Annotated in this window: 17 protein-coding genes and 1 pseudogene; 3 read left to right on the top strand and 15 right to left on the bottom strand. The window is 38.0% G+C overall.

Translation table 11 applies throughout. The annotated features are described in order from the left end of the window. Nucleotides 1-26: 26 nt before the first annotated feature. From murG to mraZ, 9 genes are all read right to left on the bottom strand, one after another. The gene (murG, locus tag QF044_RS17780) at nucleotides 27-1,136 is read right to left on the bottom strand and encodes an undecaprenyldiphospho-muramoylpentapeptide beta-N-acetylglucosaminyltransferase (protein ID WP_307270150.1); all 1,110 of its coding nucleotides are present in this window, start codon (nucleotides 1,134-1,136) and stop codon (nucleotides 27-29) included. 63 nt (nucleotides 1,137-1,199) lie between these two features. Further along, nucleotides 1,200-2,438 (bottom strand): FtsW/RodA/SpoVE family cell cycle protein, encoded by a 1,239-nt coding sequence (locus QF044_RS17775; protein ID WP_307270147.1) that lies wholly within the window; start codon nucleotides 2,436-2,438, stop codon nucleotides 1,200-1,202. 73 nt (nucleotides 2,439-2,511) lie between these two features. After that, complete coding sequence (gene murD / locus QF044_RS17770; RefSeq protein WP_307270146.1) at nucleotides 2,512-3,837, bottom strand: UDP-N-acetylmuramoyl-L-alanine--D-glutamate ligase; 1,326 nt, start codon at nucleotides 3,835-3,837, stop codon at nucleotides 2,512-2,514. 86 nt (nucleotides 3,838-3,923) lie between these two features. Further along, nucleotides 3,924-5,165 carry a phospho-N-acetylmuramoyl-pentapeptide-transferase gene (mraY, locus tag QF044_RS17765; protein ID WP_307270144.1) on the bottom strand — a complete coding sequence of 414 codons (1,242 nt, stop codon included), beginning with the start codon at nucleotides 5,163-5,165 and terminating at the stop codon, nucleotides 3,924-3,926. Between the two features lie 9 nt (nucleotides 5,166-5,174). Beyond that, on the bottom strand, nucleotides 5,175-6,635 hold the full coding sequence (locus tag QF044_RS17760) for a UDP-N-acetylmuramoyl-L-alanyl-D-glutamate--2,6-diaminopimelate ligase (protein ID WP_307270142.1): 1,461 nt from the start codon (nucleotides 6,633-6,635) through the stop codon (nucleotides 5,175-5,177). Nucleotides 6,636-6,697: 62 nt separating this feature from the next. Next, nucleotides 6,698-8,689 (bottom strand): penicillin-binding transpeptidase domain-containing protein, encoded by a 1,992-nt coding sequence (locus QF044_RS17755; protein ID WP_307270139.1) that lies wholly within the window; start codon nucleotides 8,687-8,689, stop codon nucleotides 6,698-6,700. Beyond that, nucleotides 8,673-9,038, bottom strand: coding sequence for an FtsL-like putative cell division protein (locus QF044_RS17750; protein WP_307270137.1), 366 nt, complete (start codon nucleotides 9,036-9,038; stop codon nucleotides 8,673-8,675). The genes QF044_RS17755 and QF044_RS17750 overlap by 17 nt, the downstream gene beginning before the upstream one ends. Nucleotides 9,039-9,134: 96 nt before the next feature. Further along, nucleotides 9,135-10,028, bottom strand: a complete 894-nt coding sequence (gene rsmH, locus QF044_RS17745) for a 16S rRNA (cytosine(1402)-N(4))-methyltransferase RsmH (protein ID WP_307270135.1) — start codon at nucleotides 10,026-10,028, stop codon at nucleotides 9,135-9,137. Between the two features lie 42 nt (nucleotides 10,029-10,070). Then, a complete protein-coding gene (gene mraZ / locus QF044_RS17740) occupies nucleotides 10,071-10,529 on the bottom strand; it encodes a division/cell wall cluster transcriptional repressor MraZ (RefSeq protein WP_048501622.1) in 459 nt (152 codons plus the stop codon). A gap of 273 nt (nucleotides 10,530-10,802) precedes the next feature. On the opposite strand from mraZ, the gene QF044_RS17735 reads away from it, so the two are divergent. From QF044_RS17735 to QF044_RS17725, 3 genes are all read left to right on the top strand, one after another. Further along, nucleotides 10,803-11,564, top strand: a complete 762-nt coding sequence (locus tag QF044_RS17735; RefSeq protein ID WP_307270132.1) for an alpha/beta fold hydrolase — start codon at nucleotides 10,803-10,805, stop codon at nucleotides 11,562-11,564. A gap of 66 nt (nucleotides 11,565-11,630) precedes the next feature. Beyond that, on the top strand, nucleotides 11,631-12,254 hold the full coding sequence (gene yihA / locus QF044_RS17730; protein ID WP_307270129.1) for a ribosome biogenesis GTP-binding protein YihA/YsxC: 624 nt from the start codon (nucleotides 11,631-11,633) through the stop codon (nucleotides 12,252-12,254). Next, complete coding sequence (locus tag QF044_RS17725) at nucleotides 12,247-12,696, top strand: GNAT family N-acetyltransferase (RefSeq protein WP_307270128.1); 450 nt, start codon at nucleotides 12,247-12,249, stop codon at nucleotides 12,694-12,696. The genes yihA and QF044_RS17725 overlap by 8 nt, the downstream gene beginning before the upstream one ends. A 62-nt stretch (nucleotides 12,697-12,758) precedes the next feature. On the opposite strand, the gene QF044_RS17720 is transcribed toward QF044_RS17725, so the two are convergent. From QF044_RS17720 to QF044_RS17695, 6 genes and pseudogenes are all read right to left on the bottom strand, one after another. Next, nucleotides 12,759-13,064, bottom strand: a complete 306-nt coding sequence (locus tag QF044_RS17720) for a hypothetical protein (RefSeq protein ID WP_307270126.1) — start codon at nucleotides 13,062-13,064, stop codon at nucleotides 12,759-12,761. Between the two features lie 44 nt (nucleotides 13,065-13,108). Further along, nucleotides 13,109-14,177: pseudogene (locus QF044_RS21620) on the bottom strand (type I restriction endonuclease). Between the two features lie 120 nt (nucleotides 14,178-14,297). Continuing rightward, complete coding sequence (locus QF044_RS17710) at nucleotides 14,298-15,848, bottom strand: AAA family ATPase (RefSeq protein WP_307270122.1); 1,551 nt, start codon at nucleotides 15,846-15,848, stop codon at nucleotides 14,298-14,300. A gap of 2 nt (nucleotides 15,849-15,850) precedes the next feature. Next, on the bottom strand, nucleotides 15,851-16,363 hold the full coding sequence (locus QF044_RS17705; protein WP_307270120.1) for a hypothetical protein: 513 nt from the start codon (nucleotides 16,361-16,363) through the stop codon (nucleotides 15,851-15,853). Continuing rightward, the gene (locus QF044_RS17700; RefSeq protein ID WP_307270119.1) at nucleotides 16,363-16,530 is read right to left on the bottom strand and encodes a hypothetical protein; all 168 of its coding nucleotides are present in this window, start codon (nucleotides 16,528-16,530) and stop codon (nucleotides 16,363-16,365) included. Before QF044_RS17700 ends, QF044_RS17705 begins: the two co-directional genes overlap by 1 nt. A gap of 10 nt (nucleotides 16,531-16,540) precedes the next feature. Next, nucleotides 16,541-18,244 carry a hypothetical protein gene (locus tag QF044_RS17695; protein WP_307270116.1) on the bottom strand — a complete coding sequence of 568 codons (1,704 nt, stop codon included), beginning with the start codon at nucleotides 18,242-18,244 and terminating at the stop codon, nucleotides 16,541-16,543. Nucleotides 18,245-18,249: the final 5 nt, after the last annotated feature.

The raw sequence follows: 18,249 nt of genomic DNA, 5'->3' as shown, positions 1-18,249 counted from the left end.
TCATGTTTCTGGGTTGTTGTTACATTTTACACTGTACTTTTTACAGTTTTAAATATCTCATCTACAATCTCTTTTGCGGCATTTGGTTTGGCAAAATATTCCAGATTTTGAGACATTTCATTTCTTAGACTTTCACTGTTGCAGATTTCTTCCAGGGTATTCCAGAATTTTTCCTGCATTTCAGAGTCTTTTACCATTCTGGCTGCATTTTTTTCAACCAGATTCATGGCGTTTTTGGTCTGATGGTCTTCTGCCGCAAATGGGAAGGGAACCAAAAGAACCGGTTTTTTAGCTACTGCAAGCTCTGAAATGGCTATAGCTCCAGCTCTTGAAACGATGATGTCTGCTGCAGAGTAGGCCAGTTCCATTTCTTTAATAAATTCCCGGATCTGGATATTTCTGTTTTCGCTATCTTTTGTTTCTTCTAAAATATCTTTATAATCAAGCTTTCCTGTTTGCCAGATCAGCTGATTATCTTTGTTTACAAGTTCATTCAAATGAGATCTCCATGCATTGTTTAATGTCCTGGAGCCTAAAGAACCACCTACGGAAAGAATAGTAAGCTTATCTTTATTGAGGCCCATTTTCTCTTTCGCTGAAGAGGTTTCTGTCATTCCGGAGATAATATTCTCACGGATCGGGTTGCCCAGAAATTTTATTTTGTCAGCAGGAAAGCCTTCTACTTTTGGATAAGCTGTGAAAACGGCTTTAGCTTTCTTGCTTAAAATTTTATTGGTAACACCTGCATGAGCATTCTGTTCCTGAATGAAAATAGGAATCCCCATTTTACTGGCTTCGTAAAGGGCAGGCCCGCTGGCGAAACCTCCTGTTCCTATTGCAAAATCCGGAGCGAAGTTTTTAATCATCCTTTTTGATTTGGATAAGCTCTTCAAAATTTTGAAAGGAAGCCCTAAATTGGACAAAAGATTTCCTCTGTCGATTCCGGCAATATCAATTCCCTCAATTTTATAGCCAGCCTGCGGAACTTTTTCCATTTCCATTTTTCCGTTGGCTCCAATGAACAAAAATTCCGTATCAGGAAATCTTTTTCTGATTTCATCTGCAATAGCGATGGCCGGGAAGATGTGTCCTCCTGTTCCGCCGCCGGATAATACTACTTTTAGTTTTTTGTTCATTTCTTTTCTTATGTTGATGGGACTGCGTCCTATCTTTTGTTAAATCGTCCTGTTGAGACTCTTTTATGCTATATCATTAATTTCTGCTACACTTTGTTTTTTGCCCATTCCTTCTTCATCGTATATCTGTATTCTTGAGCTTATATTTAAAATAATTCCAAGCTGGAGGTAAGTAACCAGCATGGAGGTTCCGCCATAACTTATGAGTGGCAACGGCTGTCCTGTTACCGGAATCAAATTGACAGCTACTGCAATATTCACTGCAAGCTGAATGAAAATCATCACCCCGAGACTGAGCACGAGCAGTGACCCGAAAAATGCGGGCATTTTGCTGGCGATCATTACGATCCGGATCATCATAATCAGATACAGACATATTAGGAAAGCTGCTCCTATCAACCCATATTCTTCTACAATCACTGCGAAAATAAAGTCGGAGGCAGACTGTGGAAGCATTTGTTTTAATGCACTTTTCCCGGGTCCCATTCCGGTAATTCCACCATGAACGATGGCTGCCTTGGCCTGCATTACCTGATAGTTTTTAGCTTTTACACTTTCATCATCTACATCGGTTGTTTTTGCTTTGCTGGAAGTAAATGTTTCGACACGGCTCATCCATGTATGAACACGGTTTCCACCGATCAGATTGGTATTTAACGCAATAATGAGAAACAGAATAATGGCTACAAATGAGGAAGAAATAAATCCTGCAATGTATTTCCAATGAAGCTGTCCTATGATCAGGACAATTACGGAAACCATCAGGATCATCAATGCGGTAGACCCGTTATCTTTTGCTACCAATACAAATACCAATAGGATAGGTCCGAAAATGTACATAATATTCTCTATCGGAAGTCTTTCTCTTGTTATTTTCTTGGTGAGATATCTGCAGAGATAAATAACGAGCATTAAAAAGGCAAAAGAGGATGGCTGGAATGAAATGGGTGTTCCCGGAATTTTTAACCATCTTGAAGCACTGGCTCCGTCAATGGTCTGACCTGTAAACATAGTAACAACAAGGAGAACAATCATTAAGCCGAGCAGAATGCTGCTGAGCTTTCCAATGTATTCGTATTTCACCATTCCAACGACTCTCATAATGACGAGACCTAAGACTACAAAGAACATATGCTTGATCACGTGACCTGTTGTGGTCCCGTTATTGACAATATATTCCAGGTTTGAACTTGCAGAATATACGGGGAAAATAGAGAAAATGGAGATCACAAGGATGACCATCCAAAGTACTTTATCACCCTTTAGAAGTTCAATTCTGCTTTCTGTATTCTGTTCGTCCATATTTTTTTGTATTCATGTATTGATGTAAAATGTATTCATGAGTTGAATCATCATACTTTCCTACTTTTTACATTTACTTTAATACTTGCTCTTTAAACTGTTTTCCTCTGTCTTCATAGCTTTTGAAAAGGTCAAAACTCGCGCAGCATGGGGAAAGTAAAACGGTATCTCCGCTTTTGGCCAGTGATTTTGATATTTTCACGGCTTCTTCCATACTTGAAGTGTCATAGATGAATTCTTTTTTGTCTCTAAAGAAGTCTATGATCTTGATATTGTCTATTCCTAAGCACACAATGGCTTTTACTTTTCTTTTAACGAGCTCTTCAATTTCTGAGTAATCGTTTCCTTTATCTAGTCCCCCTACGAGCCAAACCGTTGGAGTTTTCATGCTTTCTAAAGCGTAGTAAGTGGCATTTACATTGGTTGCCTTACTGTCGTTGATGTATTTTACACCATTGATTTCTGTCACGAATTCAAGCCTATGCTCTACCGCCTGGAACGTCATTAATGAGTTTCTGATGCTTTCGTTGTTGATTTCCAGTATTTTACCTGCTATTGAAGCGGCTAAGCTGTTGGCAACATTATGATTTCCCAGAAGAGAAAGTTTATCAACCTTCATGGAAAACTCATCTTTCATTTTTACTATAATCTGATCGTCATCAATGAAACCACCTTCCGACAGTTTTTCTTTTGTAGAGAAGGGAATCATTTTAGCTTTTATTTCCAGCTTCTCAAGGATATTTTTACTCATTTCATCATCCTTATTGTAGATGAAGAAATTATCATTTTCCTGGTTCTCAGCAATTCTGAATTTAGCTAAAGCATATTCTTCATAATTGTAGTTGTATTGATCTAAGTGATCTTGAGACAGATTCAGCAATAGAGAAATATAAGGTCTGAAATTCTGAATATCATCCAGTTGGAAAGAACTTACCTCCAGTACATAATACTCATGGTTTTCATCAGCTACCTGTTTGGCAAAGCTGTATCCTATGTTTCCGCCTAGCCCTACATTTAATCCGTCGTTTTTCAGAATATAGTAGATCAGGGAAGTGGTGGTTGTTTTTCCGTTGCTTCCTGTGATAGCGATGATTTTGGCATCGGTAAATTCTGAGGCAAATTCAATTTCAGAGGAAAGTCTTATTCCTTTATCATGAATTTTATGGATGATTTCTGCCTTTTTGGGAATTCCTGGGCTTTTTACAATCCAGTCTGCATTTAAAATTCTTTCTTCGTTGTGGTTTCCTTCTTCAAATTCAATTTCATTTTCGGCTAAAAACTGCTTATAGTTATCCTTAATAGCACCTTTGTCTGAAAGAAAAACTTCCAGACCTTGTTTTTTCGCTAAATAAGCAGCTCCGCATCCGCTCTCTCCACCTCCTAAAACAACTATTTCCATATTTATTCTTTTGTAAAATGTATAATGTAGTATTGTATTAATGTAATTTGGATTTGTATTAACACGTCATACTTTACACAAAATTTCTATCTCATTTTTAATGTGATCAGGCATATTATGGCCATCATTACCCCGATGATAATCATTCTGTTTACGATCTTACTTTCGTGAAATCCTCCTTTCTGATAATGGTGGTGTAATGGTGACATTCTAAAAAATCTATTATTCTGAGCATATTCCAGCCCATATTTTCTTTTTCTGTATTTGAAAACAATAACCTGAAGCATAACAGATACGTTTTCAATCAGGAAGATTCCGCATAAAACGGGAATCAGGAGTTCTTTTCTCAAAATAATTGCTAAAACGGCAATCACTCCTCCAAGCATCAGGCTTCCTGTATCGCCCATAAAAACCTGTGCAGGGTATGTATTATACCAAAAGAAACCGATCACGGCACCTACCATGGCTACCGCAAAAATGGTGGTTTCACCCATATTCGGGAGAAACATAATATTGAGGTAGTCTGCAAAGATGATGTTCCCGGAGAGGTAAGCAAACAAGGCAAGGGTAAGCAGTATGACTACGCTGGTTCCTGCGGCAAGTCCATCAATTCCATCTGTGATATTGGCTCCGTTTGATACGGCAGTCACGATAAAAATAACAATTGGAATAAAGACAATCCATGCCCATTCATGAGCATCTTTATCATTCATCCAGAACAGAATTCCACTATAATCAAATTCATTGTTTTTAGCAAAAGGAACGGTAGAAACGGTGATTTTTTCTGTAGGCATAAAATTCTGCTCTACATTGTTTCTGTTCACTACTTTTGCATCTGCATATTTTCTTTTCACGGTAATGTCTGGATGGAAATACATTGTAATTCCGACAATTAGCCCTAATCCCACCTGGCCTACAATTTTAAATTTTCCGCTCAGACCGTCTTTATTTTTCTTTACTTTCTTCAAATAATCATCTACGAAACCTATAGCCCCCATCCACACCATGGAAACCAGCAGCAGAACAATATAAACATTGGTAATTCTGGTAAAGAGAAGAACCGGAATGATGGTGGCTATGATAATAATAAGCCCTCCCATAGTAGGAGTTCCTTCTTTCTGCTTTTGCCCGTCTAATCCAAGGTCACGTACCAATTCGCCCATCTGTTTTGTTCTCAGGTAATTGATGATCCTTTTTCCATACACAAGGGCAATGACAAGAGAGAACAGCACAGCTATTCCGGCACGGAAAGAAATGTATTTAAGCATTCCCAATCCCGGTATGTGGATTCCCTGGCTTGTAAGATATTCGTATAGATAGTATAGCATGTCCTTTTTTTATTTACTCATTAACTTCCAAAGTTCGTTGATCGTTTCCTTGTCGTCAAAATGATGTTTTACACCATTAATGTCCTGATAGGTTTCGTGGCCTTTTCCAGCTACTAACACTATATCTTTTGGTTCTGCGAATTTAATCGCCATTTTTATAGCTTCTTTTCTATCCGGAATTGAAGTGTATTTGCTGAAATTCTGAGGTTCAACGCCTGATTCAATTTCCTTGATGATCTGTGCAGGATCTTCTGTTCTCGGATTGTCTGATGTGATAATTGCTAATGTCGATTTTTTGGTAGCAATATTTCCCATTTCAGGTCTTTTGGAGTGATCTCTGTCGCCTCCGCACCCAAAAACGGTGATCAGTCTTTCGTTTTTGGTCCTGATTTCATTAATGCTGTCCAGAATATTTTCCAAAGCATCCGGCGTATGAGCATAATCCACAATGAAGAAAATTCCGCCATCTGATTTGAAGGTTTCAAATCTTCCGGAAACTCTTTTCAGCTTACTGATCGCCTGCAGAATTTCATCCTGACCAAAACCAAGTTCTGTTGCGATTCCGAAAACCAATAGTAAATTGTAGACATTGAACTTTCCTGTCAATGTGGTCCAGAATTCTTTTCCGTTGAAGTTCAGCAGCATTCCGTTGAAATCAAGTTCTAAAGATTTTCCGTGGTAATCTGCCATGGTTTTCAGAGCGTAAGACTTTTTCGTTGCTTTTGTATTCTGGAGCATCACCATACCGTTTTTGTCATCAATATTGGTAATGCCTATGGCAGTATCTTCAAGTCCGTCAAAGAATCTTTTCTTGGTTTTAAGATATTCTTCAAACGTTTTATGATAGTCTAAATGATCGTGGGTAAGGTTGGTGAATCCTGCAATTTTAAAATGCAGTCCCTCAATTCTGTTTTGGGCAATTCCATGGGAGCTGACTTCCATGAAAGCAAATTCACAGCCTTTCTCAACGGCTTCGGCTAAAATCTTATTGATGGTAATCACATCCGGAGTGGTGTGGGTCGCAGGGATGATTTCATCTGCAATTCTGATCTCCACCGTGGAAAGCAGTGCAGAATCATATCCTAAGTTTGTGAATACATCAAAAAGAAGGGTAGATACCGACGTTTTTCCGTTGGTTCCGGTAACCCCGATCAGTTTGAGTTTCTGAGATGGATTTCCGTAAAAGTTGGATGCCAGGTGCCCCAATGCTTTAGATGAATCTTTTACCTTAATATAGGTTACGTCTTCATTCAATATTTCAGGAAAGTCTTCGCACACTACTGCTTTTGCACCTTTTTCAACAGATGATGCAATGTATGAATGTCCGTCTGCAACCGTTCCTCTCACTGCTACGTACAATGAGTTTTCCGTGATCTTTCTGCTGTCAAAAACCAATTCTGAAATCTCACGGGCGTCGTTGCCGTGAATTTCTAAAACTGGGATCCTTTTTAATAATTCTGTTATTATCATTTTTTATTTGACAGGAATTTTCTTATCCTGTATTAAAGCGTCCCTTGGGACTTGTTTCTATTTTAATTCTGCAAAGACAAATAAAGCCTTTGGTTTTTGCTGATTATGGTGCCTTCCAGTGGGAATTGTTCTTTGATCCTTCCAACGCCTTTATAATCTACACGGTATCCTAAATTTTCCAACTGAGGAATGACGTTTTTGCCGATCAGACCTACTACGTTGGGCATTTGCTTATTATTAACTGCTACTTTTACATTGGGTTCTACCATTTTGCTTAGGTTGACCTTTCTGTCTACAAGCATTTCTTTTTCAATATTCTGAGGGGTTTTCAGGAATGTTTTTCCTGCGATTTCTTTAAACACCGGCGCTGAAACGGTTCCACCATAAAAACTTTTTGCTGTGTTGGGTTCGCTGATCATCACATAACAGGTATATTTCGGATTATCAGCCGGATAGAAACCTGCAAAAGAAGCACGGTATTTCATTGGGCCCGGGAGCCAGTATTCAAATCTCGCAGTTCCTGTTTTCCCTGCCATTTTCAGGTTGGGAGTGAAGATGCTTCGGCCTGTTCCTTTTTCTACGGCTTTGGTGAGTGCGCTGGTCATCATCTTAATGGCTTTCTCTGAGGCCATTTTATTTACCATTACTTCAGGTTTTGCGCTGTACATTACTTTTCCGTCTTTCATGATCTTGTCGATGAATAGAGGTTTAAGCATTTTACCACCGTTAGCAACTCCATTATAGAAGGTTGTTAATTGTAAAAGATTGATGTTTGATGAATATCCGTAAGAGATGGAAGCTAAAGTGGCCGCGTTCCATCTTTTATTCTGTGGAGTTACGATCTTTGGTTTTGTGATCCCTGGAAGCTCGATATCCATTTTGTCAAATAATTTCCATCTTTTCAGATGGTCAAGGAAGATCTGAGGTTTGTCGGCATAATATTTTGTGATCAGCTTCGAAGTTCCTACGTTGCTGGATTTTGCTAAAACATCGCTTATATCGTACGTTCCACCACCATGACCGTCTGAAATTCTCTGTTTTGCATATGTCCAAACTCCGTTTCCTACATTCACGGTTGTATTTTCATCTATAAAACCGTCATCCATTGCTGCCAGGAGTGAGATCGTTTTAAAGGTAGAACCCGGCTCGATATTATCTTTTATGGCATAGTTGTAAGAATCTTCGTAATTGCCCTCTTCGTTTTGTCTTAGATTAACCAGTGCCCGAACTTTTCCTGTTTCTACTTCCATTACAATCACGGTGCCGTGCTTTGCTTCATAAGTAATCATCTGTTTCTCCAGTGCGGAGTGTGCAATGTCCTGAATTCTAAGGTCTAAAGTAGTATAGACATCTTCTCCGTCTACGGGTTCTTTTACTTTCCAGAAATCAATGGGTTTCCATTGGGAAGAATTGATTCTCTGCTCCAGTCTTTTTCCGTCTGTTCCTGTAAGATGTTTTGAGAAAGCTCCTTCCAGTCCGGCTTTTGCTTCACCATTGTCTATACCGATGGTTCCGGCACCAATCTCTGAAGTGGCCAGCTCTCTTTTATAATTTCGGTCTACGATAAAACCTCCTTTGTTTTTACCTTTTTTAAAGATCGGAAAGTTTCTGATTCTGTCGTATTGGTCAAAGTCAAGTCCTTTTACTAAAGTATAGTACTGATTTTTCTTTTTCTTCTGCTCGTCAAATTTCTGTCTGAATTCTCCTCTTGATTTTCCGAACATTTTGCTTAAGGAATCTGTCAAAGCACCAATGTTGTTGCTGTAGATCGTATCCTTCATTGTTTTAAAATCAAGATAAATGTCATAACGCATCACGGTGGTTGCAAGAATGGATCCGTCTGAAGCAAAGAGATTTCCACGGGCAGCCTTTAAAGTGGCTTCACGGTAATTTTTATTAATGTAATCGTCCTTAATTTCCTGAACGTTAGTGTTTTGCAGGATTACTATCCTTGTAAGGAACAGCACAAATACGCAAAGAACTCCCACTGCGAAGAGGTAGCCCCACCTTAACGTTTTTTTACGTTTGCTATCGTATTCATTTTGTTTTTGCATCTGTACTGTCTAGTTTTATTAGCAGTTTATGAGGATGGTTTTCCAAAGTCATCAGTGAGTCCTTTGCTACTTCCTTCCCCAGTTGCGATTCCATTTTTACTTTGATCAGCTTACTCTGGGCGTAAGCGTTTCTTGATTTGTATTCTTCCGTTTCTTCTTTTAAAGCATTCACAATTCTGATCTTTTTATTGACGAGGTGATTGCTATAGATCATCGCCATCATCAGAACAAACAACAGCAAAAAGTACTTGTAATGAGTTTTGATCTCATCACGATTCAGAAAGTTTCCTTTTATAATGTCTATAAAAGTGAGCTTCTTCTGAGGGCGGTTTGTTGTTCTTTTTGCCAAAATCTTTTATGTCAATTGGTTTACAGTGAATTCACTTTGCTTAGTAGTCAATTTATATGAGTCTTAAATTCACAATTGGCTATTCACCATTCACTCTTACACTTTAATTCCTGTTCTCATTTTTGCGCTTCTTGCTCTTGAATTTTCCTCAATCTCCTGATCATCGGGGATAATGGCTTTACTCTTAAGCAATTCAAAGACCTTTTTATAATTTCCATAAATATCTCTCTGCTGTTCTCCTTCAAACATTCCGTTTTTAAGGAATCTTTTTACCAGACGGTCTTCTAAAGAATGGTAAGAAATAACAACGAGTCTGCCTTCCGGCCTTAAGATATTAAGTGCCTGAACCAGCATTTCTTTCAATGCTTCAAGCTCCTGATTCACTTCTATTCTTATCGCCTGGAAAAGCTGTGCATAAAATTTATTCACTTTATGAGGTGGAAGATAGCTGAAAAGCTTTTTCAAATCCTCGGTGGTGTTTATGGTTTTTGTTTTTCTGTGATGAACGATGTCTCTTGCCAGCTTTCTTGCTTCCCTTAATTCTCCATAGTGATAAAAGATATCGGCAAGCTCTGCTTCATCATATTCATTGATCACTTTTTTGGCATCAAGACTCTGCATCACGTTCATTCTCATGTCCAGAGGTGCGTTGTTTCTTGTGGAAAAACCTCTTTCCGCTTCATCAAACTGATGGGATGAAACACCAAGGTCTGCCAGCACACCATCAACCTGTGGAATACCATACATCAGCATGGAGTTTTCCAGAAACCTGAAATTCTGATTCACCAAGGTAAATCTTGGATCGTCAATTGTATTTTTAAGAGCATCAAGATCCTGATCAAAACTAAACAGTTTTCCTTTCTCTGAAAGCCTGCTGAGAATCTCTCTTGAGTGGCCTCCTCCTCCAAAAGTGCAGTCCACGTATATTCCGTCAGGATTCGTCACCAAATCATCAACGCTCTGCTTCAATAAAACGGGGTTGTGGTACATACTTAATTGTGTTTTTACCTTACCTTTTACAGCAAGTGTGGTTTATTCTTCATCAAAAGAGCCCATTACATCTTCAGCAAGGCTCGCAAAATCAGCTTCGTTGGTAGAGATCACCTTTTCATAGGCTTCCTTGTCCCAAATTTCAAAAAGCTCCCCTGCGCTGGTAATAACAGTGTCTTTCTGAAGGTTTGCAAAATGAACCAGATCTTTTGAGATCTGAAGTCTTCCTGCGTTGTCCAGTTCTACCGTTTTTACGCCTGCCGTAAACATTCGGATGAAATCAGCATTCTTTTTAATGAATCTGTTCAGCTTATTAATTTTGCCCATCAGTTTGTCCCACGCATTCATGGGATAGACTTCGAGGCAAGGTTGGAACACAGATCTCTTGACTACAAACGCCTTATCGTCGAAGTTTTCCATCTGTTTGATCAGGGAGGAGGGAACTTTTAAACGGCCTTTGTCGTCAATTTTACACTCATATGTTCCAATGAAACTTTTCATTTGGGACAAATTTATATAATAATGTTCCAAAATTTCCCACTTTTTCCCACTTTTTGACTTAATGTTAATAAGTTTTATCAGAGGCTGAATTTTTAAGGTGTAAGTATTTGATATTTTGATGGTTGTAAATAATGCTATTTAGGCTATAGTAAAGAGGTTTTGAAAAAAGTGAAGAAAAAGGAGGTTATTATATTATTTTTACTTTAAATTAGAGTAATCAAAATATTTTTGAGGTTTAATTTGTATTTTTGCAGAGCTTTATTAAGGCATTTTATGATATTTAGCACAAAAAAAGAAAAGAAATATACTTTTGTAGAGGCGGGAGAAGGACATCCATTGGTACTGTTACACGGTTTAATGGGTGGTTTGAGTAATTTCGATAAGATGGTAGATTTTTTTTCGGAAAAGGGGTTCAAGGTTTATGTTCCTCAGTTACCTATCTACGATCTGCCGGTACTCAATACTAATCTTACCACTCTAGCAAAATATATTATCAAGTTTATAGAGAGTCATATCTCAGAACCGGTCACTATTGTAGGAAACTCAATGGGAGGACATATAGGTCTTATTATGACTTTGGCAAGACCGGATCTGGTTAACAATCTTGTTTTAACAGGAAGCTCAGGATTGTATGAAAGAACTTTCGGGGACAGTTTTCCGAGAAAAAATGACCGTTCCTATATAAGAAAGAAAACGGAAGAAGTTTTTTATGACCCTGCTATTGCTACTGAGGATCTTGTAGACGAGGTTTTTTCTGTGGTGAATGACAGAATGAAGGGAATAAAAACGGTGATGCTGGCCAGAAGCGCAATCAAACATAATATGTTGCATGATCTTCCTAAGATTGTGACGCCAACGTGTCTGATCTGGGGAAGACAAGATAATGTAACGCCTCCTGAAGTGGCGGAAGACATGCACAAGTTTATCCCGAATTCAGATTTATTCTGGATTGAGAAATGCGGTCATGCTGCGATGATGGAAAAGCCAGATGAATTCAACGAAATTCTCTACAGCTGGTTAAAAGATAAAGTTTAAAACAAATAATAATAAACCATTAAGAGCTTTTCTTAATGGTTTGTTTTTCTAAAAAATATTCGAGAAATGGTTATTAAAACAGCAGAATTTGTAAAGAGTAGTGGAAAGTGGCAGGAATGCCCGGAACCTACAATGCCTGAATATGCTTTTATAGGAAGATCTAATGTGGGAAAATCTTCATTGATTAATGCAATGATGAATCATAAAGATTTAGCAAAAACTTCCGGAACCCCAGGGAAAACCCAGCTTATTAACCATTTTTTAGTGAATGAAAGCTGGTATCTTACTGATTTACCAGGATATGGATATGCCAAGGTTTCAAAGTCTATAAGAAAAGATTTTGAAAAGCTGATTACCAATTATATCCTGAACAGAAGAAATCTTGTGAATCTTTTTGTTTTGGTAGATTCCAGACATACACCGCAAAAAATTGACCTTGAATTTATCCAATGGTGCGGAGAAAGCGGGATTCCTTTTTCCATTGTTTTTACAAAAGCAGATAAGCTGAAACCGAATATCGCCATTCAGAATGTAGAAAATTATAAGAATGAACTTCATAAAACGTGGGACGATCTTCCTGAAATGTATGTAACTTCTGCAGAAAAGAAGACGGGAGGAGATGAGATCCTTGATTTTATTCAGACCACGAATGAGTTTTTGAAAAATAACAGTGTAAGTTTTGATGAGTAATATAATCTGGAAAATTAAAACCTTTGATGAGTTTACAGTTCCTGAGCTGTATGCTGTTTTAAAAGCACGTATTGATGTTTTTGTGATCGAACAGAACTGTCCTTATCCTGATCTTGATAATTATGATCAGAAAGGTGTTCATATCTGGGCAGAAGAAAACGGACAAATCCTTGCCTACTGCCGTGTTTTTGACAAAGGAATCAAGTATGAAGAAACTTCTTTTGGAAGAGTTCTTACTACGGAACAGGCAAGAGGAAAAAGTTTAGGGAAACAGGTGATAAAGTATGCTGTAGAAACCATAGAAAATCGGTTCCACACTTCTCAGATCAAGATTTCCGCACAAGATTATTTATTAAGATTTTATTCCGAATTCGGATTTGTAGATACAGGGAAAAAATACCTTGAAGATGATATTCCGCATACGGAAATGATAAGAAAATAAAAAAGCGAAGAGAAATCTTCGCTTTTTTATATATGATGGGTGTTTTAGTTTTTTGAGCTATGCTAGTTACATCCTGAGCAGTAAGACCTGTCTACATATTGCTTACTGCTTCCAGTATAATAATAACAGCCTCCTCTTGATCCTACATAAAGCTTATTCCCGTTATAGGTACAGCCTTTGTCTGATGAGTAAAAGGATCTTGATCTTTTAGAGCCGGAGCTGCTTTTACTTTTACTCTTCTTTGATTTTTTCTTTTGTTTCTTAGAAGTTAGTTCTGTTTTGGAAGCAACGCCGGTTGTTGCTGCTTTGAAGCTTACCGGAAATATTAGGCCTGCGGCTAAAAGGGTGGTGAGTAGTAGTTTTTTCATGGTTGTATAAGTTTTATATGATAATAGTTTTCATGGTTACGGAATTAATAGTTCTCTAATGTTCTAATCAGCTGGTCTCTGAAATTGTATATTTCATCAAGGTTATTCAGTAATATCTTTTCACCTGCCTCTTTTCCATTATGAAAGGTTTCGATATATTTATTGGCTGTGTTGAAATGGAATCTGCAAAGCGGCTTTCAGTTGTTGTCATCAAGTAAAACTCCAAAGTAGGAAAGCGTGTCTCTGTAGGCAATTCTGTTGGAGGAAACCTTTTCTCTTAAAATAGCTTTTGCAATTTGAAAAGCTTCTAATTCTTCTTCTGTTGTAACAATCTTGGAGTCATTGTTTTCATCAATAGGGGCAGCTGTCTTTACGGGTTCTTCTTGTTTTTCAATCTGTTCATTGATGCTTAATGCAGATTTTAGCCTGAAGCTGATAGACTCGTTGATAGAAAGTGTCAGAGCTTTTTTAGTGTATTCCTTGAAAGAAAATCATCCGGCTTGCTGTCATCGGTTTTTCGAAGAATCTGCCGACCAATAGTTTTACGATTTCATCAGAAGGATTTTCTATTTCCTTTTCAAATTCCTTCCGGATGGCTTTGATGTATTTCAATGCTTCTGCAGAGTCCAGGATGTTTTCCAGATTGTAATCGTTTTTTGTAAAGCTCTCCAATATCTTGATGGAGCTGTCTTTCAGATCTTCAATATTGATGGTGAAAAATGGTTTTTCATCCATAATATTAGGTTTTTCCAAGTCAGTATAAAAATTGTAAACAATTCCATTTGTTAAAACCCCGAATCTTGCTTTTGAAACATGATAGTATCTGTGCAACTGAGAGTTATGAGCGTCTGCACTTTCTTTCCAATGTTTGCATTCGATGATTAGAATAGGATCATCATTTTTCCTGATTACATAATCTACCTTTTCTCCCTTTTTGGTTCCAATGTCACAAATATGCTCAGGAATTACTTCTGTGGGATTGAAAATATCATAGCCTAAAATTTGTATAAAAGGCATGACAAAGGCATTTTTGGTTGCTTCTTCAGTGTTAATCTGTTCTTTTAATCCAACGACTTTCTGATGCAGCTGTTCTAATTTTAGTTTAAGATCCATAGGTCAGGTAATGTTTAAATTCTTGTTCAAAAATATCATGTAAAAAAAGGCTTTCCTTACGGGAATCCGTAAAATGAAAAACCTTTCAAAGAACTTATACATGTAGGGGTAAAATTATTCTTATATGATGATGGCACGCCTGGCAGAACTTATATCGTTCGAGGATAAATCCCACGCCAATCCTGAAGCGGGCAGGGCCCTTTCTTTGCCCCAGTTTCTGATGGCTTCAATTCTTTCAGGACTCGTTTTGCTCAACGGAACGATATTCTGGAAGCACTTTTCATAAAGATCATCAGTAATAAAAGAATCTCCATTGATGACCGCCTGTATAGCGACATCTCTTACGGCTCCTTCCAGATCCGATCCTGCGAAACCTGCTGAAATGGCTACCAGCTTTTCAAAAGTTGAAGAAGAAGGTGGTGGTAAAAGATTCTTTTTAATATAAAGATTGATAATATCTGCTCTTTCCTGATCCTGTGGGAGGTCTACAAAGAAAAGTTCATCGAACCTGCCTTTTCTAAGCAGTTCCGGAGGTAGTTTTGTCACATCATTGGCTGTTGCTACCACAAAAACTTTTTCGGTGCTTTCCTGCAACCAGAAGAGAAACTGGCCAATCATTCTTGTGGTCACTCCTGATGAATCGTTGGCACTGGCAGCTAATCCTTTTTCAATTTCATCAATCCATAAAATGCAGGGCGCTGCATTATCTGCTGATTCAAATGCCTCTTTTAATCTGTTCTCAGACTGTCCCACATACATTCCCTGAATGGATGCAAAGTCTAATCGGTACAATGGAAGGTTCCATGTAGCTGCGATGAATTTTGCAGACAAAGATTTCCCACAGCCCGGAACCCCCACCAATAATACACCTCTCGGCGGACGAAGTTTCCTTGATCTTAAATCTGCAGTTAACAGTTGTTTCTGATTATCAATCCATTGGTGTAATCCGCTAAGCCCTCCTACGGATATTAAAGATGGATCCACTTTTACCTTTTCAAGCCCGGAAATATCGCTGAAAAGCTTATCTTTTTCCATGCTCAGGCATTTGATATCGTCTTTTGTAAGAGAACCTTTTGCCATTTGGGTTGCCAAAACATTTTCAGCTTCTATTTTGGTCATATTAGCTAAAATGGTTGCAGCCATTTTCAAGTCATTTTCATCCCAGTCAATAGGAATAGAACCTTTGTAGGGTATTACACAATCCTTGACAACAGTTAGCATTTCTTCTTCGTTAGGAGGGTCCAGGGTAAGTGTCATTCCCAAACGCTGCAACTGTGACCATACGCTTTTTGTAGAAATGATGCAGATGCTTCCGCCTTTTTCAATAGCCTGGACTACGCAATCATAGATATGTCTTGATACAATATTATCATCCTCAATATCACTTACCTCTGTGAAAATAAACGTAACGTTCTGTCTTTGCGAAATATTCTGAACGGCAAAATCGATTCCGCCGGCAACGGAACGGTCATCGTTGACTGTTTTTCTTGTTTTAATATCCATGGTTCCGTGTGATAGGCTATGGATGTATATCGGAATATTAATTTCCTCCGACAACTGCTGTATTATTTCTAAAACTCTCGATCTTTCTATACTCCGGATTGAAATAAAAGGAATTCTTGCCCGGAACATTCTGGATAAAGAATTTTTAAACTCTTCTTTGTTTGCCATAGTTAAAAAATAAATTTTCTTCTTGCTGAAGGATTGGGATTAGGAATCTCTTCAGCAGATTGATTATGTTGGAATTCGCAGAAGCTGAATGAATTGATTACTATCAGCATTTTCTCTCTTTCCTTGTTGTCTTTTGGAGTATTATCTTTTAAATTTTTTTTAAAATCATTTACAAAACCTGTAAAATCATTCGAAAAATTCTTTCTCAGTTCACTGGGTAGGCTTTTTGAATGGGCAAATTTTGCCAAAACGGCTAGTGTTTTTTTATTATTATGAAGCACAAATTCCAATTCTTCGATGGTTTTAATGTGCTGAAGATTAAAGTTCCTCTGATATTGGTCCAACCATATTTTTTTCCGGGTCTTATAGGCTTCTTCGGCTTTTGCATAGAAACGCTCAGCTGTTCCGGCGTCAAGATGAAAATGTCCGGAACTCATTTCCTCCAGTACATCTTCACCCTTCCCGTAACGCTCAAAAAGATCTGCCCAATCAGCGTAAGTAACAGGTGATTTCATTATTGTTTTTTTATTCTTGGATTGATAAACTGATGAGGTGGGGTAATATCCCAGGCCGGAAATTTTGCTTTTTCTTTTTCCCCTTCGGTCCTTCCCTGGAACAAATTCGGCCTTGGCTGCTGTTCGGGTTTATTATTCTCTTCGGAATCGTTTTTAATATTGTCCATACTGTAATTATTAAGAAGGTTGTAAAATGGTTCTTGTATCTCTGGATGTACTTGAAAAATCTTCGGGCGTGATCGACATTAAAGTCTGTCTTAAAATTTCAGCTTTTGCATCTTCCTGGGCAAGTTCCTTTCTATAATCTACTGTTTCGGCAATGCATCCTCTTAATACTTCTTTAGACTTGTTCTTTCTTTCCATGATGGTTTCTATAGTTTTTTTCTTTGCTTTTTTATGACTATTAATTGAATTCCAAATAATCAACCCGCCAATCAATGCGCCAATTATTCCTATAATTCCGAACTTAAAAATGATTAAACTAACGGCAGAAACTATAATCCCGAAGAAAATTAAAGCGAATGGAAATGCCAGTTTTTTTAATTCATTTTCAAGAAAATCAGTCCAATACCGGTCGTGCTTTTGTAATTGTTCCGTTTCGTCACTTCCATCGGGGGTTGAGGTCTTAAAGCCATCGATAATCAACTCAACATTTTTCTCGATATCATTTCTGTATCTTGCAGTAAAAGTATCATGCGCTTCTACAATCCAAGGCTGACTAATGGAAACAGCAAGTGCCTGTGTAACTTTTGTAGCACCAGTTAATTCCGGATCGAATGCTGCATTCGTCAACATCTGAAGGAAATCTACTTTTTCTTCAAAAATGTATTTCTCATCATCCATTAAAGACTGTGCTGCTTTTTTATCTCCATCTTTCTGAATGATGAGCTGATTTAGCCTGACTTCATTTTGCAATGGAAGTTCTTCATCATCAAAATTAGTCACCAATAGGGAAAGAATTTCATCCAGCTGAATCTTGGTAGCTTTAGAATAATCTGTTGTGGTTTCGAAAATATTTTTAAAGTGTATATTTAGAGCATGGTGCGATCTTGCCTGGGTAACAGAAGTTTTCAGATTATCCCAATTCGTTGCAAATTCTTCAAGTAACGGGTATTTTTCCGTGGATAAGGAGCCTTTTGTTTCAAAGAAGTGGATCCATTGAACTTTCTGTTTATCAATGTAGTTATCTGTTTGAGTAAGTTGGTCGATCCAGCTTTTAACGTTGGTAATCATCAACTGATGGGAAGCGGGCTGAAAAGCTCCGGTTGTGATGGCTTCCAGAATAATGATAAACTCTCTGTCCAGGTTATGTGGATTCTGATGAAGAAAATACCTGTTCATCCATTGGAAGCAAGCATCATTTCTTCCTAATCTTCTCATGACAAGCATAAGAAAAAGAGTTGTTTTGTAATCGTCTCTTTTCAGGCTCTCGGTCAAAGCTTTTTCAGCGGTGTTTTTGTCATCGCGAATCCAAGAGGCAAGTACGATTAAAGCCGGAGCCAACCAATAATTAGGGGCTTTTATCATAACCTCCTCGGTTGTATGGCGTAATGTATCATCGCCTATAATTCCGGTGTCTACGCCTTGGAGGATTCCGGTGGCCATTCTACGTACTTCTGCATAATATCCGAACTTTATCTGAAGGTCCTGTTTCAGGTTTCCTTGTCGCGTTTCAGCGAGTTGCAGTGCTTTATGTTTTATATCCGATTCTACAAAATCAGAGAATGAAAGGGTAAGCTGTAATAAATCGCTTTTCAGGTGGTCATGCTTTGTATTGAGGCCTCCCAATTCTATATTGACTTCCCGCATATCTGTTTTGAGCGAGTTCAAGGCACTGTTGATCCTTGAAAGGTCTGCATATGAAATTACTTTTTGTGACATTGTAC

The sequence above is a fragment of the Chryseobacterium sp. W4I1 genome, from assembly GCF_030816115.1.
Taxonomy (GTDB): domain Bacteria; phylum Bacteroidota; class Bacteroidia; order Flavobacteriales; family Weeksellaceae; genus Chryseobacterium.
This window is presented reverse-complemented; position numbering and strand designations above follow the sequence as displayed.

What these genes read in the sequence shown, in the direction of transcription:
- murG (WP_307270150.1), bottom strand. Translation starts at nt 1,136, where the DNA reads ATGAACAAAAAACTAAAAGTAGTATTATCCGGCGGCGGAACAGGAGGA.
- QF044_RS17775 (WP_307270147.1), bottom strand. Translation starts at nt 2,438, where the DNA reads ATGGACGAACAGAATACAGAAAGCAGAATTGAACTTCTAAAGGGTGAT.
- murD (WP_307270146.1), bottom strand. Translation starts at nt 3,837, where the DNA reads ATGGAAATAGTTGTTTTAGGAGGTGGAGAGAGCGGATGCGGAGCTGCT.
- mraY (WP_307270144.1), bottom strand. Translation starts at nt 5,165, where the DNA reads ATGCTATACTATCTATACGAATATCTTACAAGCCAGGGAATCCACATA.
- QF044_RS17760 (WP_307270142.1), bottom strand. Translation starts at nt 6,635, where the DNA reads ATGATAATAACAGAATTATTAAAAAGGATCCCAGTTTTAGAAATTCAC.
- QF044_RS17755 (WP_307270139.1), bottom strand. Translation starts at nt 8,689, where the DNA reads ATGCAAAAACAAAATGAATACGATAGCAAACGTAAAAAAACGTTAAGG.
- rsmH (WP_307270135.1), bottom strand. Translation starts at nt 10,028, where the DNA reads ATGTACCACAACCCCGTTTTATTGAAGCAGAGCGTTGATGATTTGGTG.
- mraZ (WP_048501622.1), bottom strand. Translation starts at nt 10,529, where the DNA reads ATGAAAAGTTTCATTGGAACATATGAGTGTAAAATTGACGACAAAGGC.
- QF044_RS17735 (WP_307270132.1), top strand. Translation starts at nt 10,803, where the DNA reads ATGATATTTAGCACAAAAAAAGAAAAGAAATATACTTTTGTAGAGGCG.
- yihA (WP_307270129.1), top strand. Translation starts at nt 11,631, where the DNA reads ATGGTTATTAAAACAGCAGAATTTGTAAAGAGTAGTGGAAAGTGGCAG.
- QF044_RS17725 (WP_307270128.1), top strand. Translation starts at nt 12,247, where the DNA reads ATGAGTAATATAATCTGGAAAATTAAAACCTTTGATGAGTTTACAGTT.
- QF044_RS17720 (WP_307270126.1), bottom strand. Translation starts at nt 13,064, where the DNA reads ATGAAAAAACTACTACTCACCACCCTTTTAGCCGCAGGCCTAATATTT.
- QF044_RS17710 (WP_307270122.1), bottom strand. Translation starts at nt 15,848, where the DNA reads ATGGCAAACAAAGAAGAGTTTAAAAATTCTTTATCCAGAATGTTCCGG.
- QF044_RS17705 (WP_307270120.1), bottom strand. Translation starts at nt 16,363, where the DNA reads ATGAAATCACCTGTTACTTACGCTGATTGGGCAGATCTTTTTGAGCGT.
- QF044_RS17700 (WP_307270119.1), bottom strand. Translation starts at nt 16,530, where the DNA reads ATGGACAATATTAAAAACGATTCCGAAGAGAATAATAAACCCGAACAG.
- QF044_RS17695 (WP_307270116.1), bottom strand. Translation starts at nt 18,244, where the DNA reads ATGTCACAAAAAGTAATTTCATATGCAGACCTTTCAAGGATCAACAGT.